Origin of the sequence: Pseudomonas sp. Irchel s3b6, from assembly GCF_900187415.1 — a bacterium.
Classification (GTDB): Bacteria; Pseudomonadota; Gammaproteobacteria; order Pseudomonadales; family Pseudomonadaceae; genus Aquipseudomonas.
This window is the reverse complement of record NZ_FYDM01000001.1, coordinates 537,495-562,934: the sequence shown is the minus strand read 5'-3', so window position 1 is coordinate 562,934 and position 25,440 is coordinate 537,495. Positions and strand designations below refer to the sequence as shown.

Annotated in this window: 24 protein-coding genes and 2 pseudogenes; 15 read left to right on the top strand and 11 right to left on the bottom strand. The window is 61.2% G+C overall.

Annotated elements, in window-relative coordinates:
- Window positions 1-228: 228 nt before the first annotated feature.
- Window positions 229-2,424 carry a catalase/peroxidase HPI gene (katG, locus tag CKW07_RS02645; protein ID WP_095143440.1) on the bottom strand — a complete coding sequence of 732 codons (2,196 nt, stop codon included), beginning with the start codon at window positions 2,422-2,424 and terminating at the stop codon, window positions 229-231.
- Between the two features lie 540 nt (window positions 2,425-2,964).
- Here katG and CKW07_RS25105 point away from each other — a divergent pair.
- From CKW07_RS25105 to CKW07_RS02630, 3 genes and pseudogenes are all read left to right on the top strand, one after another.
- Entirely contained in the window at window positions 2,965-3,378 is a 414-nt protein-coding gene (locus tag CKW07_RS25105) for a cupin domain-containing protein (protein WP_141234413.1), read from the top strand.
- Between the two features lie 273 nt (window positions 3,379-3,651).
- A complete protein-coding gene (gene bla, locus CKW07_RS02635; protein ID WP_095143438.1) occupies window positions 3,652-4,566 on the top strand; it encodes a class A beta-lactamase in 915 nt (304 codons plus the stop codon).
- Window positions 4,567-4,813: 247 nt separating this feature from the next.
- Window positions 4,814-5,182: pseudogene (locus tag CKW07_RS02630) on the top strand (LysE family translocator); the annotation flags it as partial.
- 241 nt (window positions 5,183-5,423) lie between these two features.
- Here the strand turns inward: CKW07_RS02630 and CKW07_RS02625 are convergent.
- Window positions 5,424-6,281, bottom strand: a complete 858-nt coding sequence (locus tag CKW07_RS02625; protein ID WP_256577003.1) for a LysR family transcriptional regulator — start codon at window positions 6,279-6,281, stop codon at window positions 5,424-5,426.
- A gap of 226 nt (window positions 6,282-6,507) precedes the next feature.
- Between CKW07_RS02625 and CKW07_RS02620 the strand changes: the two genes are divergently transcribed.
- From CKW07_RS02620 to CKW07_RS02585, 8 genes and pseudogenes are all read left to right on the top strand, one after another.
- Window positions 6,508-7,536, top strand: coding sequence for an amino acid ABC transporter substrate-binding protein (locus CKW07_RS02620; RefSeq protein ID WP_095077204.1), 1,029 nt, complete (start codon window positions 6,508-6,510; stop codon window positions 7,534-7,536).
- Between the two features lie 628 nt (window positions 7,537-8,164).
- Window positions 8,165-8,602: a GNAT family N-acetyltransferase gene (locus CKW07_RS02615; RefSeq protein WP_218192020.1), complete on the top strand. Its 438-nt coding sequence runs from the start codon at window positions 8,165-8,167 to the stop codon at window positions 8,600-8,602.
- A gap of 141 nt (window positions 8,603-8,743) precedes the next feature.
- Window positions 8,744-9,004 (top strand): annotated as a pseudogene (locus tag CKW07_RS02610) (LysE family translocator); the annotation flags it as partial.
- A gap of 14 nt (window positions 9,005-9,018) precedes the next feature.
- Window positions 9,019-9,744, top strand: a complete 726-nt coding sequence (locus tag CKW07_RS02605; RefSeq protein WP_095143437.1) for an SGNH/GDSL hydrolase family protein — start codon at window positions 9,019-9,021, stop codon at window positions 9,742-9,744.
- Window positions 9,745-9,746: 2 nt separating this feature from the next.
- Entirely contained in the window at window positions 9,747-10,175 is a 429-nt protein-coding gene (locus tag CKW07_RS02600; protein ID WP_095143436.1) for a nuclear transport factor 2 family protein, read from the top strand.
- Between the two features lie 100 nt (window positions 10,176-10,275).
- The gene (locus CKW07_RS02595; protein WP_095143435.1) at window positions 10,276-10,887 is read left to right on the top strand and encodes a DNA-3-methyladenine glycosylase; all 612 of its coding nucleotides are present in this window, start codon (window positions 10,276-10,278) and stop codon (window positions 10,885-10,887) included.
- Window positions 10,884-11,150, top strand: a complete 267-nt coding sequence (locus CKW07_RS02590; RefSeq protein WP_095143434.1) for an Ada metal-binding domain-containing protein — start codon at window positions 10,884-10,886, stop codon at window positions 11,148-11,150. Before CKW07_RS02595 ends, CKW07_RS02590 begins: the two co-directional genes overlap by 4 nt.
- Window positions 11,151-11,375: 225 nt before the next feature.
- Window positions 11,376-13,586 (top strand): LTA synthase family protein, encoded by a 2,211-nt coding sequence (locus CKW07_RS02585; protein WP_095143433.1) that lies wholly within the window; start codon window positions 11,376-11,378, stop codon window positions 13,584-13,586.
- Between the two features lie 9 nt (window positions 13,587-13,595).
- On the opposite strand, the gene CKW07_RS02580 is transcribed toward CKW07_RS02585, so the two are convergent.
- Window positions 13,596-13,811, bottom strand: a complete 216-nt coding sequence (locus CKW07_RS02580) for a DUF3079 domain-containing protein (protein WP_095143432.1) — start codon at window positions 13,809-13,811, stop codon at window positions 13,596-13,598.
- 221 nt (window positions 13,812-14,032) lie between these two features.
- On the opposite strand from CKW07_RS02580, the gene CKW07_RS02575 reads away from it, so the two are divergent.
- The 4 genes from CKW07_RS02575 to CKW07_RS02560 are packed head-to-tail and all read left to right on the top strand — an operon-like array spanning window position 14,033 to window position 17,186.
- Entirely contained in the window at window positions 14,033-14,563 is a 531-nt protein-coding gene (locus tag CKW07_RS02575; protein WP_095143431.1) for an iron transporter, read from the top strand.
- Window position 14,564: 1 nt separating this feature from the next.
- A complete protein-coding gene (locus CKW07_RS02570; RefSeq protein WP_095143430.1) occupies window positions 14,565-14,942 on the top strand; it encodes a cupredoxin domain-containing protein in 378 nt (125 codons plus the stop codon).
- A 22-nt stretch (window positions 14,943-14,964) separates the two neighbouring features.
- Window positions 14,965-15,819 (top strand): FTR1 family protein, encoded by an 855-nt coding sequence (locus tag CKW07_RS02565; RefSeq protein WP_095143429.1) that lies wholly within the window; start codon window positions 14,965-14,967, stop codon window positions 15,817-15,819.
- Window positions 15,807-17,186, top strand: coding sequence for a 4Fe-4S binding protein (locus tag CKW07_RS02560; protein ID WP_095143428.1), 1,380 nt, complete (start codon window positions 15,807-15,809; stop codon window positions 17,184-17,186). The genes CKW07_RS02565 and CKW07_RS02560 overlap by 13 nt, the downstream gene beginning before the upstream one ends.
- A 76-nt stretch (window positions 17,187-17,262) precedes the next feature.
- Here the strand turns inward: CKW07_RS02560 and CKW07_RS02555 are convergent, their stop codons facing one another.
- The 8 genes from CKW07_RS02555 to narH all read right to left on the bottom strand — a co-directional run bounded on the left by CKW07_RS02555 (window position 17,263) and on the right by narH (window position 25,437).
- A complete protein-coding gene (locus tag CKW07_RS02555) occupies window positions 17,263-17,958 on the bottom strand; it encodes an anaerobic ribonucleoside-triphosphate reductase activating protein (RefSeq protein ID WP_305883042.1) in 696 nt (231 codons plus the stop codon).
- A complete protein-coding gene (gene nrdD, locus CKW07_RS02550; protein WP_095082507.1) occupies window positions 17,955-18,122 on the bottom strand; it encodes an anaerobic ribonucleoside-triphosphate reductase in 168 nt (55 codons plus the stop codon). The genes CKW07_RS02555 and nrdD overlap by 4 nt, the downstream gene beginning before the upstream one ends.
- A gap of 32 nt (window positions 18,123-18,154) precedes the next feature.
- Entirely contained in the window at window positions 18,155-20,167 is a 2,013-nt protein-coding gene (locus CKW07_RS02545; RefSeq protein ID WP_095143426.1) for a ribonucleoside triphosphate reductase, read from the bottom strand.
- 312 nt (window positions 20,168-20,479) lie between these two features.
- A complete protein-coding gene (moaA, locus tag CKW07_RS02535) occupies window positions 20,480-21,472 on the bottom strand; it encodes a GTP 3',8-cyclase MoaA (RefSeq protein ID WP_095143424.1) in 993 nt (330 codons plus the stop codon).
- A gap of 22 nt (window positions 21,473-21,494) precedes the next feature.
- A complete protein-coding gene (locus CKW07_RS02530) occupies window positions 21,495-22,457 on the bottom strand; it encodes a peptidylprolyl isomerase (RefSeq protein ID WP_095143423.1) in 963 nt (320 codons plus the stop codon).
- A 10-nt stretch (window positions 22,458-22,467) separates the two neighbouring features.
- Window positions 22,468-23,148: a respiratory nitrate reductase subunit gamma gene (gene narI, locus CKW07_RS02525; protein WP_095082499.1), complete on the bottom strand. Its 681-nt coding sequence runs from the start codon at window positions 23,146-23,148 to the stop codon at window positions 22,468-22,470.
- Complete coding sequence (gene narJ, locus CKW07_RS02520; RefSeq protein WP_095082497.1) at window positions 23,141-23,896, bottom strand: nitrate reductase molybdenum cofactor assembly chaperone; 756 nt, start codon at window positions 23,894-23,896, stop codon at window positions 23,141-23,143. The genes narI and narJ overlap by 8 nt, the downstream gene beginning before the upstream one ends.
- 2 nt (window positions 23,897-23,898) lie before the next feature.
- Window positions 23,899-25,437 carry a nitrate reductase subunit beta gene (gene narH / locus CKW07_RS02515; protein ID WP_095143422.1) on the bottom strand — a complete coding sequence of 513 codons (1,539 nt, stop codon included), beginning with the start codon at window positions 25,435-25,437 and terminating at the stop codon, window positions 23,899-23,901.
- Between the last annotated feature and the right edge of the window lie 3 nt (window positions 25,438-25,440).

Genomic DNA, 25,440 nt, shown 5'->3' with positions numbered 1-25,440 from the left:
TACCGCAGGCCATGCCAACGCTGCCACACATACGCATCGATGATGCTCTCGGCGGGAGAGCATCCAATGTGGGTAGCCAAGCAGTTAGGCCATGAAGACTGGACAATGATAGCCAGAGTTCATGGCCGCTGGATGCCTTCTGCAGATGTTGGAGCCGGCAACCGCGCCGAGGCGCTTTTTTGCCGCAAACGCCAACATCATGACAACCTCTGCGCTATACCCCGCTATTTAAGTTAAGTCGAATCGATCAAGGTTCATCACTTTGTTCCAGGCCGCGACAAAGTCACGCACGAACATCGGCTGGGCGTCGCTGCTGGCGTAGACTTCGGCGAGTGCCCGGAGTTGGGAGTTGGAGCCGAAGACCAGGTCAACCACAGTGCCCGTCCACTTGAGCGTGCCCGTGGCCCGGTCGCGCCCCTCCAGCACGCCTTCAGCGGTGGCGGATTTCGCCCACTGGGTGTTCATGTCGAGCAGGTTCACAAAGAAATCATTGCTCAGTGTTCCCGGTTGCTGAGTGAACACGCCGTGGTGGGACTGCCCGAAGTTGGCGTTGAGCGCACGCAGGCCGCCAATGAGCACCGTCATCTCGGGCGCGGTGAGTGTCAGCAACTGTGCCTTGTCCACCAGCACCTCGGCTGCACAATCCTCCAGTCCCTTGCTGGCGTAGTTGCGGAAACCATCTGCAATCGGCTCCAGTACGGCGAACGAGTCCACGTCGGTCTGGTCCTGCACGGCGTCCATGCGCCCTGGCGAGAACGGTACCTTCACGTCGTGACCGGCTTTTTTTGCGGCGGCCTCGATGGCGGCGCAACCGCCCAGCACGATCAGGTCGGCGAGCGACACCTTCTTGCCGCCGGACTGCGCGTTGTTGAAGTCGTTCTGGATCGCCTCCAGTTGCGCCAGGACTTTGGCCAGTTCAGCCGGTTCGTTGACCGCCCAGTTGTTCTGCGGCGCCAGGCGAATACGCGCGCCATTGGCGCCACCGCGCTTGTCGCTGCCGCGGAACGTGACCGCGGACGCCCAGGCCGTGGTGACCAACTGAGGTGCGGACAAGCCGCAAGAGAGGAGCCTGGCCTTGAGGGCGGCGATGTCCTGCTCGTCAATCAAGGGGTGGTCCACGGCGGGAATCGGGTCTTGCCACAGCAGTTGCTCGGTCGGCACCAGCGGGCCAAGGTAGCGGGCAATCGGCCCCATGTCGCGGTGGATCAATTTGTACCAGGCCCGCGCGAAGGCGTCCGCCAACTGATCCGGGTGGTCGTGGAAGCGCCGGGCAATCTTTTCGTAGGCCGGGTCGAACCGCAACGACAGGTCGGTGGTCAGCATCGAAGGTGCGTGACGTTTCGAGGGGTCATGGGCATCCGGCACCGTACCGTCACCAGCGCCATTCTTGGGCTTCCACTGGTGCGCACCGGCCGGGCTCTGGGTCAGTTCCCATTCGTAGCCGAACAGGTTGGACAGGAAGTTGTTGCTCCACGACGTTGGGGTGCTGGTCCAGGTGACTTCCAGGCCGCTGGTGATCGCATCTCCCGCGACCCCGGTGCCAAAGGCGCTCTTCCAGCCCAGGCCTTGCTGCGCGATGTCGGCCGCCTCAGGGTCGGGGCCCACCAGTTGCGCATCGCCGGCACCGTGGGTTTTACCGAAACTGTGGCCGCCAGCGATCAGCGCGACCGTTTCCTCGTCATTCATGGCCATGCGGGCGAAGGTTTCGCGGATATCCCGCGCTGCCGCAATCGGGTCCGGGTTAGCATTGGGGCCTTGCGGGTTGACGTAGATCAGCCCCATCTGCACGGCACCCAGGGGGTTTTCCAGGTCCCGGTCGCCGGTGTAGCGGTTGTCGCCCAGCCAGGTGGTCTCGGAGCCCCAATAGATGTCTTCTTCCGGCTCCCAGATGTCCGCGCGCCCGCCGGCGAAGCCGAAGGTCTTGAAGCCCATCGACTCCAGTGCAACGTTACCGCTCAGGATCATCAGGTCGGCCCAGGAAATGTTGCGGCCGTATTTTTGCTTGATCGGCCACAGCAGCCTGCGCGCCTTGTCGAGGTTGGCGTTGTCCGGCCAACTGTTGAGCGGGGCGAACCGTTGATTGCCGGTCCCACCGCCGCCGCGACCATCGGCGATGCGGTACGTGCCAGCGCTGTGCCAGGCCATGCGGATGAACAAGGGGCCGTAGTGCCCGAAGTCCGCTGGCCACCAGTCCTGCGAATCGGTCATCAAGGCATGCAGGTCCTTGATCACGGCATCCAGATCAAGCTGCTTGAAGGCCTCGGCGTAATTGAATCCCTCCCCCATGGGGTCGGACTTGGAAGAGTGCTGGTGCAGGATGCTCAGTTTCAGTTGATCTGGCCACCAGTCGGCATTCGACGGGGCTTGTGCTACCACATGTTTACGAGCGTCACCCGCGAACGGGCACTTCGATTCGGTTGACATGGCTAACTCCAACTGTTGTTTTCAGACTAATCCACTGTGCAGTGTGGAACGCGGTTCCCACCCCATCCAATAGGTTTTGGGAATGGTATTGATAGCCTCTATGGATGTGCCCCCTTGTCGCCGGTGGGTCATCGCCCATGAAGGATCTGCGCAGACCGGTCTCGTGAGGCTGTCGCCGTCGCCACGGGTTCGATGCAGGCATTCACGAACCGTCACTCAGGGTCCACAAACAGACGCTTACAGAACAACAAGTGTGGACCCGCCTCTGGATCTCGCCACCCTCCCCCCCTGATTCTCCCCCATCGACGTCGCGCTGATGGGGAACACCCGCTCCCGGGCCGAAACACAGGCCAGGACGGCTGAAGTGAGATAGTTCTCAAAAACGCTTAAAACGGCTCAAGCGAACTTTTTTGTCATCGCCCGTGCAGGCTAATCTCCCGGCCAGACGACAGAAGGCAACTTTTTCACAGCGTCCACTGTATCGCCGAACCTCAATCGACAAGCGATGCTTTCTCTATTTTCCCAACGCGTGGGTACGATATGTTTAGAACAATAATCTGCGTCATCGGCTTAGTCATCTTGCTGCCCGTAAACGCTTCGGCTGAGCAGTCGTCAACACCCACGTCAACAGTGCTGGTTCAGGGTACAGCGTCATGGGACGGTATTGCCTATGGTCAATATCCCAAAGGTACTCCCCAGCTCACCGTTACACGGATTGTCATTCCAGCCAATACATCGCTTCGCTGGCATCGCCATCCCATGCCCAGTGCTGCATACGTGGTGAAAGGCTCCTTGCAAGTCATCAAGCAAGCGACAGGGGAGCGTCAATCCTTCAGCACGGGGGATGCAGTACTTGAAGTGATGGATACCACTCATCAAGGGGTCACCGGCGCTGAAGCCGTCGAGTTGATTGTCTTCTATGCCGGTACGGCTGGCTTACCCCTTTTCCAGTAGTGACGGGCGGTGCCCCACCCAGGGGAGACTTTGAATTATCAGGAGGAAAAACCTCTTTATATGTAAATCAGTGCTCCGGGAGAGACCGCATGCGCGCGCCGCATCACAGCGGTCGCTCTCGTTACTCATCGGTGCCAAACGCAATCAGCTCTACAGGGTCTGCTTTTTCGTCGACTTCCAACCTGAACGCCAACAGACAGCCGATATTTTTGTATTCTCTACGCTTGGGGTACGAACCTTGCCCTACGCCACTCCATTTCGTTAGCTGAGCCGATGAGCAAATACAACAAGAAGTCCCCACCCTTAAAATATGCACACTTCTTCAGTGCGGCTTTCGCAGTAGGTTTGAGCCTATTTCCGCTAATCACCGTGGCGAAACACGAGACGGATGACCCGTTATCTCGCACACTCACCGAGATCGAGACGCACCTGAATGCACGCCTGGGGGCAACGATCATCGATACGGAGTCGGGAAAGGTTTGGTCTCATCGGGCTGACGAACGATTCCCCATGACAAGCACGTTCAAGGCATTTGCTTGCGCAGGCCTTCTTGCTCGTATCGATGCGGGAAAGGAGGATCCAAATCGCAGGGTCGTCGTCCATGAAGATGACCTCGTCACGTACTCCCCCGTGACGGAGCAACGCGTTGGCGGCGACGGCATGACGCTTTCTGAGCTTTGTGAGGCAGCCATGTCCATGAGTGACAATACTGCGGCCAACATAATCCTTGGCACCCTTGGAGGACCAGATGGCTTCACCAGGTTTATGCGCTCGTTGGGGGATGATATAACCCGACTCGATCGCTGGGAAACCGCACTTAACGAAGCCATGCCCGACGACCCGCGCGACAGCACAACTCCTGAAGCTATTGCACGGAGCCTGCAGGAACTTGTCCTGGGGACCAAACTCTCACCCTCCTCCCGCCAGCAGCTAGAAAATTGGCTTGTCGGTAACAAAGTGGGCGGACCATTGCTTCGTGCAGGCTTGCCAGCGAACTGGCGAATCGCTGATCGAACAGGTGCAGGCGGGTATGGTTCGCGGTCCATCGTTGCGGTGATCTGGCCGCCTGAGCGCAAACCAGCGGTGGTCGCCATTTACATCACCGAGACCGACGCATCCATGGATGAACGCAACGCAGGCATTGCTGAAATCGGACGCATGCTTGCAACATTACTAGGCCCCGCCTGAGCGCTTGGTCGTGATTGCTGGATCGCACTGATCGGCCCGTGCCAGCAGCAATATTCTGTCCCGCACGATACAGAAACCGAAGTCCCCGCAGGACAGCGCTCATCAGATGCAGGCGAAGCGCGCAAGACAAAAACCTCGCCCTCCAAGATGACCCTTGCACGGATTTGCGCCCATGTCCTATGTTTCCAGAGTCTGCTTCGGGTCCGCCTCCTGAAAACAGGACAACACCTTCATACCGGAGCCGTCCATGGATCTCGCCACCTTCACCCTGTTTCTCCCTGCCTGCTTCGCCCTGAACATGGCGCCAGGCCCCAACAACCTGCTGTCGGTCAGCAACGCGACCCGCTACGGCTACCGCACCTCCTGCCTGGCCGGGGTCGGGCGTTTGCTGGCGTTCGCCGGGATGATCGCCCTCGCCTCGGCCGGGCTGGCGGTGGTGCTGCAAACATCGGAGTGGTTGTTCTACGGGATCAAGATCCTCGGCGCGGCTTACCTGTTTTACCTCGCCTATCAATTGTGGAAGGCCAATCCCCAGGCCGAAACACAGACCAGGACAGCTGAAGCGGGATTGCTGGCGTTGGCCCGGCAAGAGTTTCTGGTGGCGGTGGGCAACCCTAACGATGCCCAATATAAACCCAGGTGACAGGCAGATTTCGGCCAATAGCGGCCAGTGGAAGAGCTGCATCATGTCAGCAACGTTGTTTGATTCGGCGCCAATACTGATGAGCAGCTAGGGGTATCTAAGCCGGGGGCAGGTCCGTGCCGCAAACTAAGTAAAGTGTGCGGGTCATTATAAAAATTTGGGATGTGTGGTGTTCTCTGGAGCATGCCCGCTCCCACATAGAGCCACGGGAGTCCTAGGCGGGCGTGATATACGTGACCATCCACCGCAAAAACGCCTTCACCTTGGGCACTTCCCCCGCATGCTCGGCATGGGCGATGAAGTGTGCGCCGGCGCTGGGCATGGCGTAATCCCAGGGAATTACCAGGCTGCCCCGGGCCAGTTCGTCGCTCACCATGTACCGGGGCACCAGCGCCACGCCGTACCCCGACTGGGCGGCGCGAATGCACATGTAAAACGTGTCGAAACGTGGGCCGTGGTAGCTGTTCTGCGAATGCAGACCCTGTTCCAGAAACCATGCATGCCAGGCCTCAGGGCGGGAGGTGCATTGCAGCAAAGTGTGTTGGGAAGGGGCGATCTCGGTGCTGGCGACGAACCCCGGGGCGCAGACCGGCACCACATCTTCACTGAACAATTCAATGCAGGTCGCACCCGGCCAGGAGCCCTGGCCGTAGAAAAACGCGATATCGGCCTTGGCCTGCAATACGTCGAAAGGCTCCAGATCGGTGCGCACGTCCAGGTGAATGCGGGGGTGCAGCGCTGCGAAGTCCTTGAGCTTGGGCACCAGCCAGCGGTCGCCGAAGGTCGGCTGGGTGGCGATACGCAGGACTTCGGTTTCGCCGCCGTAGCTGAGGATGTAGCGGCTGGAGATGTCCACCTGATTGAGGATTTTGTGCACTTCGGTCAGGTACAAGGCGCCGGCCGGCGACAGGTGCAGGCGTTGGCGCACTCGCTCGAAGAGGTTGTGGCAGAGCATTTCCTCCAACTGCGCCACCTGCTTACTGACGGCGCTTTGGGTCAGGTGCAACTCTTGGGCGGCGCGGGTGAAACTGAGGTGGCGAGCGGCCGCTTCGAAGCACTGCAGGGCGGTCATCGACGGCGTTAAACGTTTTGAAAACACGAGGCCACCTAAAGGGGAACGGATGCGGCGCCAGGGGCAGTTCATTCCAAACCGGAAGGAGCGCTTGCCGAAAGGTCGTTTGTTGGACGGCTAAAAAACCACTAAAACTGACCGGTATCAAGGATTTCATCCACTATCGGGTGCGTGCAGGCGCGCGACATGTGCGTCGAATAACAAGAAACACTAGGGAGTCGTTGGCATGAAGAGCATGAAATCCACCCTGGCCTTGTTGGCCGCCACCGCCCTGTTGGGTGTGACCGCTACCGCTCAAGCGGGGGCGACGCTGGATGCCATTACCAAAAAGGGCTTTATCCAGTGCGGTGTCAGCGATGGTCTGCCGGGGTTCGGCGTGCCGAACGCTCAGGGCAAAATGACCGGGATCGACGTCGATGTTTGCCACGCTGTGGCTGCCGCGCTGTTTGGCGACGCGTCGAAAGTGAAGTTCAGCCAGTTGACCGCCAAAGAGCGCTTCACCGCGTTGCAGTCGGGGGAGATCGACCTTATTTCCCGCAACACCACCTGGACCAGTTCCCGGGACGCCGGCATGGGCCTGGTGTTCACCGGCGTGACCTATTACGACGGGATTGGCTTTTTGGTGAACAACAAACTGGGGGTGAGCAGCGCCAAGGAACTGGGCGGCGCGACCATCTGCATCCAGGCTGGCACCACCACCGAACTCAACGTGTCGGATTACTTTCGCGCCAATAACCTCAAATACACCCCCATCACCTTCGACACCGCCGATGAAAGCGCCAAGGGCCTGGAAGCCGGTCGTTGCGATGTGTTGACCACTGACCAGTCGGGCCTTTACGCCCAACGGATCAAAATGGCCCACCCCGACGAATTCGTGGTGCTGCCGGAAATCATCTCCAAGGAGCCGCTCGGCCCGCTGGTGCGCAAGGGCGACGAGGAGTGGTTCAGTATCGTCAAGTGGACCCTGTTCGCCATGCTCAACGCCGAGGAAATGGGCATCACCTCGCAGAACGTCGAAGAGCAGGCCAAGAGCACCAAGAACCCGGATGTCGCACGGCTGCTGGGTGCCGATGGTGAATACGGCAAGGACTTGAAGCTGCGCAAGGACTGGGTGGTTCAGATAGTCAAACAGGTCGGCAACTACAGCGAAGTGTTTGAGCGCAACATTGGCCAGGGCAGCGTGCTGAAGATCAAGCGAGGCCTCAACGCCTTGTGGAACAACGGCGGGATTCAGTACGCACCGCCTGTGCGCTGAAGTGTTGAAATACAATCTGTAAAACACAAAATGGTTACCCCTCCCACCCTGTGAACCCCCACTAAGCTTTCACAGGGTGCCTATCGGAGACCATAGCCATGAACAAAGTAGATATTGCCACCCTCTGAGATCGCGAAACCCGTTTCGTGATTTGACTGCCTACCTCAGGAGCCTAGTCGCCGCTTCCAGCCATTGATGAAATGGCTGCTTCGGGTCCAGGCTGTGTGAAACCGTTTTAGAGCAAGTTTGACAGTCAGAATCGGAACAAAAATCGCGTTCCTATGCAAATTTTAGGTCTGCTGACCAAGCAAACGCCGACAGATTTTACGTAGCAACGCAGACTTCAAAACGGCGCATGCGTTTTCACACAGCCTGGGTCGATTGATGCCCTTCGCGACAGGCAGAAATCGGCCAAAAGCAGACCATGGACACGCAGCTAACACTTCAGTAATGTGCAAAAAAATATGCCGCTTTCCCCCTTCTTGATGTCGCGTTTACAGACTCGATTTTTTGATTATTCAAGGGATTACGCATGGACATGGAATGTTATGCGACATCGCATATCGAAAATTAATTGTTATGCCAAAAGCCGTACGGCACCTCAAAATTGAATGATCGGAGCAGTAAAGTGGAAATCAAGATTGATGTATTGGATTCTCCAACAGAAAAGGATCAGGGAGTTCTGAATAATAGGTTTTCAGAACATCTTCGAATTCAATATCCAAATCTACCGCCAGAATCGGAAGATAAAATATTTATGGTGGTTGCACACGATGAAGTAGGCGACTACATCGGTGCAATAAGCTGTAATTGTTACTGGGATGGCTTAGAAATTGATACCTTTTGGGTTAAGGAATCTCATCGCGGTAGAAAAGTCGGTTCTATGCTATTGGAAAAAGCAGAAACGATTGGCGCCAACAATGGGGCAGTAGTTGCATTCTTAAAAACCGTTGATGCTAAACAGTTCTATGAGCAGCATGGTTATGAGATTTATGGTGTTCTTGAGGATCGACCAATCGGGACTAACCTGTATCATTTAAAGAAACGGCTAGTAAAACATGCATAACAACTGGTTCAAACCGTTCGCTTCGCTCACTGGGACGGGCTAAAGCCCGCCCCTTAACCAAATGCTGGTCAGCGTCCGCATTGGGTCGGTTACTGCCCTTCACCAGAGGCGCATGGCAGATGCAATATCTCGTTCAGTCCAGGCAACCCCAAGGCGATCCTGATTTTCACCGCCTTCCTGCCGCAGTTTGTCGATCCGGCGCAGCCGGTAACGCCGCAGTTCGCGCTGCTGGGCCTGTTGTTTCTGGTGCTAGAGTGGATTGCCATCGCGGCGTATGCCTACATGGGCCTGCATATGCGTCGATGGTTTGCCCGCCCCCAAGGCAAGCGGATGTTCAATCGGTGCTGCGCCGGGTTGTTGTCGGCGGCGGCAACCGTACTCTTGATGGCGCGCCGCGCCTGAGGTGAACCGGTAAAATGACTGAAGCCTTTGCAATGATTGCGTTGGGGCCATTGCTGCTGATTCAGGGCCTCTACACCCGCTGGGTTACCCCAAAGTTGCCGGAAGCCGAGGGCGAGCGCCAGGGCGTGGCCGGTTGTGGCGTGGCGCTGCGCCTGTTGATTCTGGGTGATTCCGCGGCCGCCGGTGTCGGCGCAGCGACCCAGGACGAAGCCATAACCGGGAAGCTGGTCGCACGGCTGGCCAACGATTATCGGATTACCTGGACACTCTGGGCGCAATCGGGCCTGGACTCCCGGGCGCTGTTGAACGTGCTCGAACGCAACTCACCGGAACCCTTTGATGTGGTGCTGCTGTGCGTAGGCGTCAACGATGTCACCAGCCGCATCAGCGCTGATCAATGGCTGGCTCAACAGGACCGCTTGATGGAGTTGTTGAGCGGCAAATACGCCGTGAAGCAGATTGTCGTGTCCCCGCTGCCGCCCATGCACCTGTTCCCGGCGCTGCCGCAACCGCTACGCTGGTACCTGGGCAGCCGGGCCAGTCGTTTCAACCACCGGCTGGCTGGCCTGGCCGAGCGCAAGGACCACTGCACATTGCTGGCCATCAGCCTTGCCCCGGTGGCCGGCCTGATGGCGGCGGACGGGTTCCATCCGGGCCCGGCGATCTACAGCCTTTGGGCAGACCATGCGGCCCGTGCCATCCAGCAACGTTTCCAGCACAACAAAAACACAGGAAGCTGACAATGTCCGAGCTGAAACTGCATCCCAGCGCCGCAGCGTCCCTGCAACAGTGGCACGCCATGATCCGCAGCCATGACTTGCGGGCGCTGCCCGACTTGCTGGACCCTCAGGCGGTATTCCGCTCGCCGATCGCCCACTCGCCTTACCCGGGGGCGCCCGTGGTGTCGATGATCCTCAATACGGTGATCGACGTGCTTGAGGAATTTACCTATTACCGTGAGCTGGCGACCGCCGACGGGCTGAACGTTGTCCTCGAATTCAGCGCCAAGGTCGGCGACAAGACGCTCAAAGGCATCGACATGATCCGCTTCAACGAACAGGGAAAAATCGTCGAGTTTGAAGTGATGGTCCGTCCCATGAGCGGTTTGCAGGCGCTGGCCGAAGAAATGGGACGCCGCCTGGGCGCCTACCTGGCCGCCAGCAAGGCCTGATGGCGCAGCCACGACGAATGTGACCGCAAGACACCGGGTGCGGCACCCTGGACACAGGACTAATCTGTCCAGGGTGCCCCACTGCCTATCCGGATCCGCCATGCCCTATGACCACGCCAGCCAGTTCCTGGCCGCCCTCGACGCTGACTGGGCGCGCCTGATCGCCACCGTCGGCCCTTGCCTGCACGAACCCAAGCCGACTCGCGATCCGTATGAAGCGCTGGTGCGGGCCATCGCCTATCAACAACTGCACGTGCGCGCCGGCGATGCGATTGTCGGCCGGTTGCTGGCTTTGTTCCCCGGCCAGTCATTTCCCAGTGCCGAACAACTGGCGGCCAGCGACGTTGCCCTGCTGCGCGGTTGCGGCTTTTCGGCCAGCAAGGTCGCGACCATCCAGGGGATCGCCCAAGCGACCCTGGACGGTGTGGTGCCCGACTACGCGACCGCACTGGCCCTGGACGACGAAACCCTGATCGAGCGCCTGACCCCGCTGCGTGGCATTGGTCGCTGGACCGTGGAGATGCTGCTGATCTACACCCTCGAACGCCCGGACATCCTGCCCGCCGACGACTTCGGGGTGCGGGACGGCTATCGACGCCTCAAAGGCCTGGCGACCACGCCGAGTCGCAAGCAGATGATCGACCTTGGCCAACCCTTCCACCCTTACCGTACGGTGGCGTCGTGGTACCTGTGGCGAGTGCCGAAGACATGAAAACCTACAGTTTGCTGAACGCCCGCCGCGAGACGGTGCCGAGCACGGAACCGGGGCTGCTGGGTGGCCATCGTCGTTCAAGGATCTATGGCCGTCTGGATTGCCCTGGCGCCCTGCGCGCCATCGCACGGGGCGGCTACGTCAAGCATCGGGTGTTCTTCGCCGACGAAGCCACCGCCCGCGCCGCCGGTTATCGCCCGTGCGCGGTATGCATGCCCCAGGCGTATGCGCAGTGGAAAAAATCCGCTGAGCGATCCGATTAAACAGCCTGAAACACTTAATCCCCTGGCAGTCCGCAAGCGCGCCCCTGCCCCCTGACACGCTCTACCGTTGGCCTGCAGCGCAGCCGCCCGGTCAATGCCAGGCGTGATCCGTGCCCGCCCCCGCCCAGCCGGGCGATCCCACAGCCAATATCCCGGTCATTCCTGGCATCACTTGGTACCATTGCGCACACTTATGTGAAGAATTCGTGTCTGGAAGTATTTTTTGTGAATCTTTTTCGTCATCGGTTACAGCACCCCCGCGCCCGCCTCATTGCCCTCATCACCCTGGTGCTGATCGTCCCCCTGTGCCTGCGTACCGCACTGGGCTGGTCCAATCCGCTCGGCTACCTGTCCGACCTCGCCATCGGCAGCCTGCTGGTGGTGCTCCTGCATCGCCGTGCCTGGTGGCTGGCGCTCCCGGTGTTGCTGGTCTGGGGCCTGATGTCCGTGGCCACCGCCGAACTGGTCAGCGCCGTCGGGCGACTGCCCAATGCCGGCGATCTGAACTACCTGATCGATCCGCAGTTCGTGGAAAAATCCACCAGTGGCAGTTTTGCCCAACCCTGGCTGGCCGCGGCCCTCGGGCTGGGCCTGCTGGCCTGGCTGATCACCCAGTGGACCGGCCGCTCGACGCCCCGGCCAGCACTGCCCCGAAAAGCCTGGGCGGCTCCGCTGCTGCTGTTGCTCGCGCACTGGGGCGTACAGAACCTGGCACCGTCCGATGCCGATCAATGGCGCCTGTTCAACCTGCCCCATCAATTATTGGCCGCCGGTGTCGGCGAGGTGCAGATGCGCACGGAAGAATGGCTTGAGGGCGACGTGGTCGAGACGGCCCCGCAGATGGCCGGGCTCACCCAACTGGACTTGAACGGACAGAAAATCCTTGCCGAACCCGGCCGCGCGCGCAACGTCTTGATCATCGCGCTGGAAGGCATTCCCGGCGCCTATGTCCAGGCCAACCGCCAGGCCCTGCACAGCAGTTATCAAGAAAACCTCATGCCCAACCTCAGCCGCTGGGCCGAGCGTGGCATGAACACGCCGGACTACGTGCTACACAGCCACCAGACCATCCGCGGCCTGTACGCCATGCTCTGTGGCGATTACGACAAGCTGGACAACGGCACGCCCAAGGGCGTCGAGATGCTGACCCAGAACGAGCGTAACCAGGCGTGCCTGCCGGCCCAGTTACGCAAGCACGGCTTTGCCACCCACTACCTCCAGGGTGCCGGCCTGCGCTTCATGGCCAAAGACAAGATCATGCCGCACATCGGCTTCGACACCACCCTGGGCCTGGACTGGTTCACCAATGTATCGTACCTGGACTTCCCTTGGGGCAAGGATGACAAGGCCTTCTTCGAAGGGGCGCTGGACTATGTCAGCCAGCTCAAGACGCAGCAGCAACCCTGGATGCTCACCCTGCTGACCGTCGGCACACACCAGCCCTACTCGGCGCCCGAAGACTACCTGCAGCGCTACGACACACCCAAGCAGGCGGCCGTTGCCTATCTGGACGATGCCTTGGGCAACTTCCTCAGTGGCCTGGAGCAACAAGGCGTTCTGCAGGACACCCTGGTGATGATCACTTCCGACGAGTCCCACGGCATCGATGGCGTGCGCCTGGCCTCCTCTTGGGGCTTCAACCTGACCCTGGCACCCGAGCAGGCGCAGCTGCCCAACATCAATCCCGGGGTCTACGGCCATGTCGACCTGAGCTCCTCGGTCCTCGACTACTTCGCCCTGCCGGTACCACCGAGCCTGAGCGGTCGTTCGTTGTTTCGAGACTATGAAACCGGTCGCGAGATCATGTCGTACACCAACGGCAACCTGCGCTATCACGATGGCCAGGGCACGTTCACCGAGTGCGACTTCCAGCAGCGGTGCCGCTATTACACCAGCGAGGGCTTCATTGCCGATCGCGCAGTGTATGGTGGGCAATATGGCGGCCAGCGGGCACGGCAAATCACCGCCCGGGCCGAGGCCCTGGATCGCACCCTGCTGCGCACGCCCCTGAACCAGCACTACCAGTTCGGCAGCCCGGCGATCATCCCGCTGCAGGCGCAAATCAAGGACGACTGGGCGGACAACCTGATCGGCGCGCAATACCTGGAAATGCCCAAGGGCTCACAGACCCGCGTGCGCCTGACCGTGCGCGCGGTCGACCCGCAGCAGACGGCGTACATCCTGCTCAAGGCCAAGGAACTGGAACAGGATGTGCCGCTGGGCTTTCCGGAAGAAATGATGGTCACCGCCGACCAACCGCTGGAGATGGATTTCAGCTTCGATAACCCGGAGTCGCGCAAGGCGTTCTCCTTCCATCTGCTGGGCTATGGGTTGGGCGCGGTCGAGGTCAGTGACTTCACGGTGATCACCGAAGAGCCGGGGCAAGCGCAACCGCAGGATGAAGGGGTGGACGAAGAAATCGCCCATTCCAGCTAATACGCAGGCTCAGGACCGCCCTTCGTCCACCGCCTTATCGGTGACGACGGGCGGCTCGATGCCCCAATCGCCATGCAGGTACCAATCGTCGCCGATCATCTCGGCCGGATGCATCGTCCGGTCAGCACCATTGCCGCACGCCAGGGCACTGGCGGCACAGTAGCGGTCGCACCCCCAGCAAATGCGTTCAGGATGTTTGGGACTGATGGGAAAGGTCTTGGCCATGTCGATCCCCGGATGATCGATGGGTAGGTGTCCAACCTACCGCGCCGGGGCGACTCTGCCCTTGATGCAGGTCAATTCCGGCATCCCTGCTTCCATGACACGCCTGGACAGGCGCACTGACGCCCCCGGTTGATCGCTGCGAAAATTGACCATAATCATTATTGTTCTCAGTAATGCTTCCTAGACTCGGGCTCCTACTCGTCAGTCCCCAGGAAGCCATCATGCGTACTCCCCTCTCGCTGTCTCTCGCCCTGCTGCTGTTCGCGCCACTGGCACACGCCAAGGAATACCCGATCGGAGAACCCCAATTGTGTCCGGGGCTGGAAGTCGGCGCGGTGTACTTGCAACCGATCGAGATGGCGCCTGCGGGCATGATGCGCGCCACCGCCGACTCCGATATCCACCTGGAAGCCGATATCCGCGCCACAGCGGACAATCGCCAGGGCTTTCAGGAAGGCAGTTTCGTGCCCTACCTGAACGTTGCCTTCAGCCTGCAGAAATCCGGCAGCGAGCCACCGGTCAAAGGGATTTTTCATGCCATGGTCGCCAACGACGGTCCTCACTACGGCGACAACGTGAAGCTGCAGGGCCCCGGCAAATACCAGCTGACCTTCACCCTCCTGCCGCCCGGCGGCCATGGTTCCCTGGGCCGTCATACCGACAAGGAAACCGGTGTCGAACCCTGGTTCGAACAGTGCGAACTGCGCTACGAGTTCATCTATGCCGGGATCGGCAAAAAAGGCGGCTACTAAAATGCCCCCCCTGGCACCCGAGCCACCCGCACCAGGCCCCCTGGCCCCGGTTCACCGACGCCTGGCCTGGCTGATACTGGCCTGGGCGGTCATACCCCAGATGGTCCACGCCCAATTGCCCAGCTTCGAGCTGAGCCTGCGCGACGGCCATTTCACCCCCGCCCTGCTGGAAGTCCCCGCCGGGCAGCGCTTCAAAATCATCCTGAAGAACGTCGGCGAGGGGCCGGCGGAATTCGAAAGCACCCCGTTACGGGTCGAGAAGGTGCTGTCACCGGGGGTGACGACCTTTGTCGTGATTCACCCCCTGCGGCCCGGCCACTACCCGTTCTTCGACGAGTTCAACCCGCAGTTGCCCGAGGGCGCCATCCTCGCGAAATAACCGGCTCAACCACGGAGTTTCCATGAATCAATCAATGTTCATCGTCTGGCGCGAAAGCGTCGAGGCGCTGCTGGTGATCGGCATTCTCCAGGCCTGGGCCAGCCAGCAAAGCCAGGCGGCTCGGCTGGTCAATTACCTATGGGCGGGCGTGCTCCTGGGGTTGATGCTCTCGGGCCTGCTGGCGCTGCTGATTCTGTTCGCCGGTGACGCCATGAGCGGTTCCGCCAACGAATGGTTCCAGGCTTCCCTGGCGCTGGTGGCCAGCTTGCTGATGGTGCAGATGGTCGGCTGGATGCACCGCAACGCACGCAGCCTCAAGACTGATTTGCAACGCCAGGCCGACAGCCAGCTGGCTCGCCAGGGCGGCGTTGGCCTGATGCTCCTGGCCATGCTCGCGGTCAGCCGCGAGGGCAGCGAAACCGTGGTCTTTCTGTATGGCGCCGGGGCCCGCCTGCAAGGTCCGGCGCTGGGCCTGTTTGCCGTCGGCGCAGGTGCGGGGCTGGTGCTGTCGGGGTTGACCATCGGCTTGCTGCACAGCACCCGTCGACTCATTTCATGGCAGCGCTTCTTTGCCGCCAGCGAAGTCATTCTACTGTTGCTCGGCGCGGCGCTACTGATCAGTGCCACCGAACGAATCAGCGGCCAACTGCTCGCCCTGGACTTGCCGGACTGGGCCTATGGCCTGATCGGCGAAGCGCTGTGGGACAGCCGTGCCGTACTCAATGACAGCCATGGCCTGGGCGGTTTCCTGGCGAGTATGACCGGTTACCGGGCGGCGCCCAGCGGCTTGAGCCTGCTGGTGCTGAGCGGTTACTGGCTGGCGGTCGGCGGCTGGTTGCGTCAACGCCCCCCGAGGGCCGTCCCATGCCCGGGCTGAGTCGGCACAACCGCTGGTTGCAGCGCCTGGGCGACGGCATGCGCCGCCACGCGACGGCGATTCGCGTGGTGCAGTGGCTGGTCGTACTGTTCTATGGCGGGCTGCTGGTGCTGCCGGCCCTGTTGCCGCTGCCGGACAGCCAGGCCCGGATACTCGACAACCTGACCCTGCTCGCGCAGTTTCTGTTCTGGGGTATCTGGTGGCCGTTCGTGCTGCTGTCGATGCTGCTGTTCGGGCGACTCTGGTGCGGTGTGCTGTGCCCGGAAGGTTCACTGAGCGAGTGGGCCAGCCAGTACGGCAAAGGCCTGGGCGTGCCGCGCTGGGTGCGCTGGGGCGGCTGGCCGACCCTGGCGTTCTGCCTGACCACCCTCTACGGGCAGTTGATCAGTGTGTATGACTACGCCCAGGCCGCCCTGCTGATTCTGGGCGGTTCCACGGTCGTGGCGGTCGGCGTCGGCCTGCTGTTCGCCAGGGGCAAGCGCGTCTGGTGTCGTTACCTGTGCCCGGTCAGCGGCGTCTTTGCCCTGCTTGCGCGCCTGGCCCCGGTGCACTTCCAGGTCGACGAACAGCGCTGGAAAGACAATGCAGGCCCCCGCCTGCCCCCTCCCAATTGCGCGCCCTTGCTGGACATCCGTCGCCTGCGGGGCGCCAGCGACTGCCATGCCTGCGGGCGTTGCAGCGGGCAACGTGACGCCGTGCAACTGATCGCCCGGTCCAGCAACCAGGAGATCCTCCACGCGACAGAAGATAACCTGTCGCCGTGGGACGCCCGCTTGTTGCTGTTCGGCGTGATCGGTCTGGCCATGGGCGCGTTTCAATGGACGGTCAGCCCCTGGTTCATTGCCCTCAAGCAGTCCCTCGCGCAATGGCTGGTCGGGCACGAAGTGTTCTGGCCCTTGCAGGACAACGCGCCCTGGTGGCTGCTGACCCACTACCCCGCACTCAACGACAGTTTCAGCTGGCTCGACGGCTTCAGTATCGTCCTGTACCTGACGGCCAGCGCCCTGGTGCTGGGTGGCGGCTTGCTGATCCTGCTGCGCGGGGCGGCGCGACTGGCCGGTGACCCTGCGCTCTACGTGCCCCTGAGCCTGACACTCACCCCTCTGGGCGCCGCCGGACTGTTTCTCGGGCTGTCGGCGACCACCGTGAAGTTGCTGCGCTATGAAGGGCTGTTGCTGGAATGGGTACAACCGGCCCGGGCCTGGCTGTTGCTGGGCGCCATCGGCTGGAGCCTGTTGCTGGGCTGGAAACGGATGGCCCTCCAGGGCATTCCCCTGCCTCGGCGCAGCGCCGCGGGTGCTTGCCTGCTACTGGCCAACGCACTGGTGGGGTATGGCTGGTGGTTGCAATTCTGGGGGTGGAACTGAGGTATCCAACGACATCATGCACAGCCTGTCTAGATCGCTCCCACGCTCTGCGTGGGAACGATCATCCTGTCTGGCCCTACCCACGCAACACGAACTCCGGAAACAGATCACGCAGGGCCGCCCACAGTTCAACCTGGTCAAACTGCAATGAAACACTCGACAAGCGCGGATCGAGCATCCGTTCGGTCCTGACCAGTTGCACGGCAAAACGCTTGACCCCGCGCTCGCTCAAACGTCGGGCGAGGGTCAATAGCCGTGCGGGATCGAGCAGATGCCAATGCACCGTGGTGCGACACTCATAGTCGACGCCGCTGGCCAGCAGATGTTCCAGACTCTGCCAGTTGGCCACGCCACTGCCCCGGACACCGGTGATCGCCTGGCAATCCTCGGCCAGCGCCTTGACGTCGAAGCCGACCCAATCGGCACCGGCCACGGCCCTGGCAAAGGCGTCCGGTTTGATCCCGGCACTGTGCAAGCCGATACGAAAACCCATCGCGCGCACTTCATCCATGGCCGCCAGCAAGCTGTCCTGCAAGGTTGGCTCGCCGCCGCTGAACACCACGGCATCGAGCAAGTCCTCACGGCGTTGCAGGAACGCCAGCACCCGGCACCAGTCCACCTCTTCACTGCCGCGAGGCGGGATCAACTGCGGGTTATGGCAGTAACGACAACGCCAGGCACACCCCTGGCAGAACAGCACGCAGGCCAGCATGCCCGGATAGTCGAGCGTGGTCAGGGGCACCATGCCCCCGACCCTGAGCGTTCGACTCATTGGCGCCCGGCCGATGCCGCGCATTCGGTGAAATGGACCCGCTCGCGGTGCTCGGACTGCTTACCCGGGTTGAACGCCGAGACCGGGCGGTGATAACCCATCACCCGGGTCCAGACTTCGCAACGTTGACGCTTGGCCTGAGGCAATGTGTGCAGTGCATTCATGGTGTAGCTCCTTGCGGTTGAGTGAAATGAAATCAATGGGCCGTGCCCGGGTGCTGCTCGCGCAACAAGGCCTCGTCGCACTTGGGGCAGAACTCGTGTTCGCCATCGAGGTAACCGTGGACCGGGCAGATGGAAAAGGTCGGGGTCACGGTCAGGTACGGCAGGCGGAAGCGCCCGAGCGCCTTGCGCACCAGTTGCTTGCAAGCCTGGGTCGAGGAAATCCGCTCGGCCATGTACAGGTGCAGCACCGTGCCACCGGTGTATTTGCATTGCAGTTCGTCCTGCAACTCAAGGGCTTCGAAGGGGTCGTCGGTAAAGCCCGCCGGCAGTTGCGAGGAGTTGGTGTAGTACGGCGCCTGGCGGCTGCCGGCCTGAAGAATGTCGGGGTAACGCTTAAGGTCTTCCTTGGCAAAGCGGTAGGTGGTGCCCTCGGCCGGGGTCGCTTCGAGGTTGTAGAGATGGCCGGTTTCTTCCTGGAAGCGCACCAGGGTGGCGCGCACATGGTCCAGCAACTGCAGGGCAAACGTACGGCCCTGCTCAGTGTGCATGCCCTGCTCGTCACCGCTGAAGTTACGCAGCATTTCATGCAGGCCATTGAGGCCGATGGTGGAAAAATGATTGCGCAGGGTCCCCAGGTACCGTTTGGTGTAAGGGTACAAACCGGCGTCCATATGGTGCTGGATCACCTTGCGCTTGACCTCCAGGCTCTCCATCGCCAGCTCCATCAAGGCGTCCAGCCGCTGCAGCAGGCCGCTGGCGTTGCCTTTGAACAGGTAACCCAGGCGCGCGCAATTGAGGGTCACCACGCCTAGCGATCCGGTCTGCTCGGCCGAGCCGAACAGGCCGCCCCCGCGCTTGAGCAGCTCGCGCACATCCAGTTGCAACCGACAACACATCGAACGCACCTGGTTGGGCTGCATGTCCGAATTGAGGAAGTTCTGGAAGTACGGCAGGCCGTAACGGGCGGTCATCTCGAACAGTCGGTCAGCGTTCTCGCTGTCCCAGGGAAAATCATGGGTGATGTTGTAGGTCGGGATGGGAAAGGTGAACACCCGCCCCTTGGCGTCACCGGCCTGCATCACCTCGATATAGGCACGGTTGAGCAGGTCCATTTCCACCTGCAGGTCACCGTAGGCAAAGGGCATTTCCTCGCCGCCGATCACCGGGATCTGCTCGCGCAGATCCTCTGGGCACACCCAGTCGAACGTCAGGTTGGTAAAAGGCGTCTGGGTGCCCCAGCGCGATGGCACGTTGAGGTTGTAGATGAACTCCTGAATCGCCTGGCGCACCTGCTGAAAACTCAACTGGTCCTGGCGCACGTAGGGCGCCAGGTAGGTGTCGAACGAACTGAATGCCTGGGCCCCGGCCCATTCGTTCTGCAGGGTGCCGAGGAAGTTCACCATCTGCCCCAGGGCACTGCTCAGGTGTTTCGGCGGGCCGGCCTCGACCCGGCCGGGTACGCCATTGAGCCCTTCGTGCAACAGCGTGCGCAACGACCAGCCCGCACAGTAGCCGGCCAGCATGTCGAGGTCGTGCACGTGCAGATCCGCCTCGCGATGGGCCCGGCCGATAGCCTCGCTGTACACCTCGTCCAGCCAATAGTTGGCGGTGACCTTGCCCGATACGTTGAGCACCAGCCCGCCCAGGGAATAGCCCTGGTTGGCATTGGCCTGCACCCGCCAGTCTTCACGGTCCAGGTACTCGTTCATCGAAGTCGCCACCTCGACCATGGTCTTGCGGTCGCGGCGCAAACGTCCGTGCTGCTCGCGATAGACGATGTAGGCGCGCATGGCGAAGAAAAACCCGGCGTCCATCAATACCCGTTCGACCCGGTCCTGGATCTGCTCGACATGCAGTCGCGCGTGCCCTTCGAGCTGGGCCAGAACCGCCTCGAGCAACCCTTCGACCTCGACCTCGGTGTACTCGCCAGTGGCCTTGCCCGCTGCGATCAACGCCTGGCGAATCTTGTCCGCATCGAAGGCAACCAGACTGCCATCGCGTTTGTGCAGCCGGTTGCGTCCTACACTGATCAGCGTGCTATGCATTGGAACTCCAAACACTACATATAGGTTTTAATTAACTTGAAAACACAATATGCAGTGCAGGCTACGGATAAAGGACACGCCTGCAATTGATCGATATCAAGATTTACCGGCAAAAAAAAACGCCAGTGGCAGTCAGCCATGGCGCACAACCTGTGACGGCAGCCGGTCGACGCTCGATTGCCAAACGCCACCTGTAGGAGCGGGCTTGCCCGCGATGGTCGTCAACGATAACGCGTGCTTTCTGACTCAACGCGTTGCTCTTGCGTTCATCGCGAGCATGCTCGCTCCTACATAAAAACCGCACACGCCGAATCACCCCCCACTCATGTTCATGAATCGCACCAGTTGCACCGTCCCTTCGGGATTGAAGTCGTGGCGCAACGGCTTGTGGCGCAATGCCTGTTGCACGGCGTTGATCAGGGGCTGGTCGTCCAGCGGGTAACGACGCAGCAAGCCGCGCAGGTCCAGGGCATCCTCCTGTCCCAGGCAGAGCAGCAGCCGCCCTTCAACGGTCATCCGCACCCGGTTGCAGCTGCCACAGAAGTTGTGGCTGTTGGGCGAAATGAAACCGATCCGGGTCTCGGGATGCTGCGCCAGACGCACATAGCGTGCGGGGCCACCGCTGTTTTCGGTGCTGTCGAGCAACGGATAGCGACTGGCGATCAGCGCCCGGACCTCGTCGCTGGAACAGAACGATTCGCCCCGGGCACGGCCGACATCGCCCAAGGGCATTTCCTCGATGAAACTGATATCGATGCGCTGGTCGATGGCGTATTGCACCAGCGCCAGCACTTCATCGAAGTTGCGCCCTTTCATCACCACGCAGTTGAGCTTGATCCGCTCGAACCCCGCCCCCCGCGCCGCTTCGATGCCGCCCAGGACCTGATCGAGATTGCCGTTGCGGGTGATCGCGAGAAACTTCTCTGGGTCCAGGCTATCGAGGCTGATGTTCATCCGCTTGACCCCGGCCTCTACCAGCGGCCGGGCCAGGCGTTGCAGTTGTGAGCCATTGCTGGTCATCACCAGCTCGCGCAAGCCCGGCAAGGCGGCGATGTGACGGCAGAGGTCGACAATGCCGGGGCGAATCAGCGGCTCGCCCCCCGTCAGGCGGATCTTGCGCACACCCAGGCCGACGAACAGCGTCGCCAGGCGCTGCAACTCCTCCAGGGTGAGCACCTGCTGGCGCGGCAGAAACGTCATGTTCTTGGCCATGCAGTACACACAGCGAAAATCACAACGGTCCGTCACCGACATCCGCAGGTAGTCGATCTGCCGTCCATATCCATCCTGCATCAGCGTGCTCATCACATTCCCCTTGGCCTCGTGGTTACTGCACCAGCGGTGAGTCGGCGCCCTGTAGATGGATGCCGCGAATATCCGCGGCGCCAATCAGGGTTTGCAGGTACTGCACCAGCGCCTTTTGCCAGACACCCTGTTGCAACTGGGTGCGGATCGCCGTCGAAACCACCTCATAGGGCAACGCCTTGCCTTCGATCCGCTGGTCGACACTGACCACATGCCAGCCAAACTGGCTTTCCAGCGGCTTGCTGGCCAGCCCCGGCGCCAGGGTGAACAACTGCCGCTCCAGTTCCGGCACGGTCTGGCCTTTGCTGATCTGCCCCAACGAGCCGCCCTGGGCCTTCGACGGGCAGGCCGAGTACTTTTGCGCGAGCTCGGCGAAGCTGCCGGGGAACTCCTCCAGGCGTTGCACCAGGATCTCGGCCTGAACGTGCACCAGGCTGCGCGCCTCGGCATCGTCCGGGGCACATTCGAGCAGAATGTGCCGCACCGCCAGCAACGGCGCACTGTGGAAGCGCGCGCGGTTGCTGTCGTAGTAACGCTCACAGGTGGCCTCGTCACACTCGGGCACCTGCACCTCGCGCTCGAGCAGCAAGCGCGTGGCGGCCTCCTCTTCGTTTTCGCCGGCCCCCAGTTGCAGCGACAGGCCAAGCTCGGCGATGCGCTGCTGCAACAGTTCGCGGATCACCAGCGCCCTGGCTGCCTGGTACACCGCCTCCTCACGGCTGGGCGCCGGATGATATTGCAGCTCCCGGGCCATCGCTTCCGGGGTGATCGGCACCTGATTGACGCTGATGATCGGCCACTCCTGCTCACTGCTGGCGATCAGTTGTGCGGGGGCTTCGTCAGCCTGCGCGGGTTCTTGGTGTGGCGGTTCAAACGTCACCGCCCCGCCCTCTTCGATATCGGGCATTACCGGTTCCGGGGTGCGGGAAGAACCACAACCGCCGCTGCCGCCTTTACCGCCGCCACATCCACATCCACCTGACATGATTGCCTCCTCAGATTTTCTGCCGAACGATTTGATAGCGCCGCCCCAGGTACCAGACCGGTGCGCTGACGATGTGCACCAGACGGGTGAACGGGAACAGCACGAACAGGGTCAAGCCGAGCAACACGTGCAACTTGTAGATCAGGCCAACCGGCGCCATCGCCGCCGCTGCCTCCACCGGCCGCAGGAGCACGGTGTTCTGCGCCCAGTCGGCGAGCAGCACCATCACCGAGCCGTCCATGTGTTCGGTGGACGCCACGATCGTCAGCAGGCCGAGCACCAACTGCGCCAGCAGCACCAACAGCACCAGGATGTCCGACGTGCTGGAGGTGGCGCGCACCCGCGGGTCGCTCAGGCGCCGGTTCACCAGCATCAGCAGGCCGATCAGGCACAACAGGCCGAAAAAGCCCCCGGAGACCATCGCCAGCAATTGCTTGTGCTCGGTGCTGATCACATGGTGATAGACCGACGCCGGGGTCAGCAGGCCGACGAAGTGGCCGGCCAGCACGAACAGCACGCCGACATGGAACAGATTGCTCGCCACGCGCATCCCGCGATTGTTGAGCATCTGGCTGGAGCCAGCCTTCCAGGTGTACTGCGAAAGATCGAAGCGGGCCCAACTGCCCAGCAGACAGATCGCCAGCGCGATATAGGGATACACCCCGAACAACAACAGGTTCCACTTAGACATTGCCCACCTCCCCGGCGGGCACGCTGGCCACGCCTTCATGCTGAAAATCGACCCAGTGCAGCGGTACCGCGCTTTCTTCCCGGGCCTTGCCCGGCGCACTCGGCTGCGCGCCACAACGGTCCTGCTGCTCGGCCTGGAGGAAGTCCACTGCCTCTTCTTCCCAGACCTTGTCCAGGGCTTCCAGCGAGTCGTCCCTGGATTCGGCGGCGACCTGCGCGCGCAATTGCGCCACCGCCTCCTGCGGCTCGGCACCGGCAATCTGCAACAGCGCCCGGAAGCAGCTGGCATACGCGCTCTCGCGCTCCTCCAGACGTGCCGCCAACAAGGCCAGCAGGTGCGAAACATCGGCCAGCCCTTCGCGGGCCTCGAGGTCTTCGCGGGTAGACAGGAACTCCAGGTACAGCGGGATATAGTCCGGCAGCTCCTTGACGCCGATGGCGAAACCGGCGGCCTCGTACTGCGCCATCATGTCGACCATCGCCTGGCCACGGTCGCGGGACTCACCGTGTACATGCTCGAACAACAGCAGCGACAGTGAGCGACCGCGACCGAACAAGGCACCGTAGTGCTCCTGCCCATCCATCAGGTCGTTGCCGCAGATCAGTTCCAGCAACTCGAACAGCGCACCGCGTTGCCGGGGGCTGATTTCCCGGGAGTGGATGATTGCCTGCTCCAGTTCGTCTCGAGCCGCTATCAGGGTGTCGGTCGGGTAATCGAGCAACAGTGAAATCACTTTGAGAATGCGCATGCTCAGTCCTCCCACAACTGCACGGTTTTCAGGATGTCGCGGCGGTTGGCCTTCTTCGCCCCGAACATATTGGTGTCGGAGCTGCCGCTGCAGCCGCTGCCGAAACTGAAACCGCAGCCGGAACGCTCGGCGAACGCGTCGCTCATGGCCTCCTCACGGTGTGCGCTGGGCACCACGAAACGGTCTTCATAGTTGGCGATCGCCAGGTAGCGGTACATCTCCTCGACCTGGCTCACGCTCAGTCCGACATCCTTGAGCACTTGCAGGTCCTGGACTCCGTCCACCTGTTCGGAACGCTTGTAGGCGCGCATCGCCAGCAGGCGCTTGAGGGCGCGTTTGACCGGTTTCTCGTCGCCGGCGGTCAGCAGGTTGGCCAGGTAGCGCAGGGGAATGCGCAGGCTGTCGACATCCGGGATGACCCCGTTCATGCCCACGGTGCCGGCGGCGGCCGCGTTCTGGATCGGCGACAGCGGCGGTACGTACCAGACCATCGGCAGGGTGCGGTATTCCGGGTGCAACGGCAGCGCAAGCTTCCAGTCCACGGCCATTTTGTAGACCGGCGAACGTTGCGCCGAGTCGATCACCGACTGCGGTACACCGTCTTCCAGCGCCTGGCGAATCACCGCCGGATCGTTGGGGTCGAGGAAGATCTCAAGCTGCTTCTCGTACAGGTCCTGCTCATTGGCGGTGCTCGCCACTTCGCTGATCCGGTCGGCGTCATACAGCAGCACACCGAGGTAGCGAATGCGCCCGACACAGGTTTCGGCACACACCGTCGGCATCCCGGCTTCGATACGCGGGTAGCAGAAAATGCACTTCTCGGACTTGCCGCTTTTCCAGTTGAAATAGATTTTCTTGTACGGGCAGCCACTGATGCACATCCGCCAGCCGCGGCACTTCTCCTGGTCGATCAGGACAATCCCGTCTTCCTCACGCTTGTAGATCGCCCCGCTCGGGCAGGACGCCGCGCACGCCGGGTTCAGGCAGTGCTCGCACAGGCGCGGCAAATACATCATGAAAGTGTTTTCGTACTCGCCGTAAATGTCCGCCTGGATCTTGTCGAAGTTCTTGTCCTTGCGCCGTTTGGCAAACTCGGTGCCGAGGATTTCCTCCCAGTTCGGGCCCCATTCGATTTTCTCCATGCGCTTGCCGGAGACCAGCGAACGCGGGCGCGCAGTGGGCTGGTGCTCGCCCAGCGGCGCGGTATGCAGGTGCTGATAATCGAAGTCAAAGGGTTCGTAGTAATCGTCGAGGTTTGGCAGGTCCGGGTTGGCGAAAATGTTCGCCAACACCCGGAACTTGCCGCCGATGCGCGGGTTGATCGAACCATTGGCGTGGCGAACCCAGCCGCCCTTCCACTTGTCCTGGTTTTCCCACTCTTTCGGGTAACCGATCCCGGGTTTGCTTTCGACGTTGTTGAACCAGGCGTATTCCATGCCTTCACGGCTGGTCCAGACGTTTTTGCAGGTGATCGAACAGGTGTGGCACCCGATGCACTTGTCCAGGTTCAGCACCATGCCGATTTGTGAACGAATCTTCATGAC

Bases quoted from the DNA above. Each gene is read 5' to 3' on its own strand.
- katG (WP_095143440.1), bottom strand. From the start codon at position 2,424: ATGTCAACCGAATCGAAGTGCCCGTTCGCGGGTGACGCTCGTAAACAT.
- CKW07_RS25105 (WP_141234413.1), top strand. From the start codon at position 2,965: ATGTTTAGAACAATAATCTGCGTCATCGGCTTAGTCATCTTGCTGCCC.
- bla (WP_095143438.1), top strand. From the start codon at position 3,652: ATGAGCAAATACAACAAGAAGTCCCCACCCTTAAAATATGCACACTTC.
- CKW07_RS02625 (WP_256577003.1), bottom strand. From the start codon at position 6,281: ATGACCGCCCTGCAGTGCTTCGAAGCGGCCGCTCGCCACCTCAGTTTC.
- CKW07_RS02620 (WP_095077204.1), top strand. From the start codon at position 6,508: ATGAAGAGCATGAAATCCACCCTGGCCTTGTTGGCCGCCACCGCCCTG.
- CKW07_RS02605 (WP_095143437.1), top strand. From the start codon at position 9,019: ATGACTGAAGCCTTTGCAATGATTGCGTTGGGGCCATTGCTGCTGATT.
- CKW07_RS02600 (WP_095143436.1), top strand. From the start codon at position 9,747: ATGTCCGAGCTGAAACTGCATCCCAGCGCCGCAGCGTCCCTGCAACAG.
- CKW07_RS02595 (WP_095143435.1), top strand. From the start codon at position 10,276: ATGCCCTATGACCACGCCAGCCAGTTCCTGGCCGCCCTCGACGCTGAC.
- CKW07_RS02590 (WP_095143434.1), top strand. From the start codon at position 10,884: ATGAAAACCTACAGTTTGCTGAACGCCCGCCGCGAGACGGTGCCGAGC.
- CKW07_RS02580 (WP_095143432.1), bottom strand. From the start codon at position 13,811: ATGGCCAAGACCTTTCCCATCAGTCCCAAACATCCTGAACGCATTTGC.
- CKW07_RS02575 (WP_095143431.1), top strand. From the start codon at position 14,033: ATGCGTACTCCCCTCTCGCTGTCTCTCGCCCTGCTGCTGTTCGCGCCA.
- CKW07_RS02570 (WP_095143430.1), top strand. From the start codon at position 14,565: ATGCCCCCCCTGGCACCCGAGCCACCCGCACCAGGCCCCCTGGCCCCG.
- CKW07_RS02565 (WP_095143429.1), top strand. From the start codon at position 14,965: ATGAATCAATCAATGTTCATCGTCTGGCGCGAAAGCGTCGAGGCGCTG.
- CKW07_RS02560 (WP_095143428.1), top strand. From the start codon at position 15,807: ATGCCCGGGCTGAGTCGGCACAACCGCTGGTTGCAGCGCCTGGGCGAC.
- CKW07_RS02555 (WP_305883042.1), bottom strand. From the start codon at position 17,958: ATGAGTCGAACGCTCAGGGTCGGGGGCATGGTGCCCCTGACCACGCTC.
- nrdD (WP_095082507.1), bottom strand. From the start codon at position 18,122: ATGAATGCACTGCACACATTGCCTCAGGCCAAGCGTCAACGTTGCGAA.
- CKW07_RS02545 (WP_095143426.1), bottom strand. From the start codon at position 20,167: ATGCATAGCACGCTGATCAGTGTAGGACGCAACCGGCTGCACAAACGC.
- moaA (WP_095143424.1), bottom strand. From the start codon at position 21,472: ATGAGCACGCTGATGCAGGATGGATATGGACGGCAGATCGACTACCTG.
- CKW07_RS02530 (WP_095143423.1), bottom strand. From the start codon at position 22,457: ATGTCAGGTGGATGTGGATGTGGCGGCGGTAAAGGCGGCAGCGGCGGT.
- narI (WP_095082499.1), bottom strand. From the start codon at position 23,148: ATGTCTAAGTGGAACCTGTTGTTGTTCGGGGTGTATCCCTATATCGCG.
- narJ (WP_095082497.1), bottom strand. From the start codon at position 23,896: ATGCGCATTCTCAAAGTGATTTCACTGTTGCTCGATTACCCGACCGAC.
- narH (WP_095143422.1), bottom strand. From the start codon at position 25,437: ATGAAGATTCGTTCACAAATCGGCATGGTGCTGAACCTGGACAAGTGC.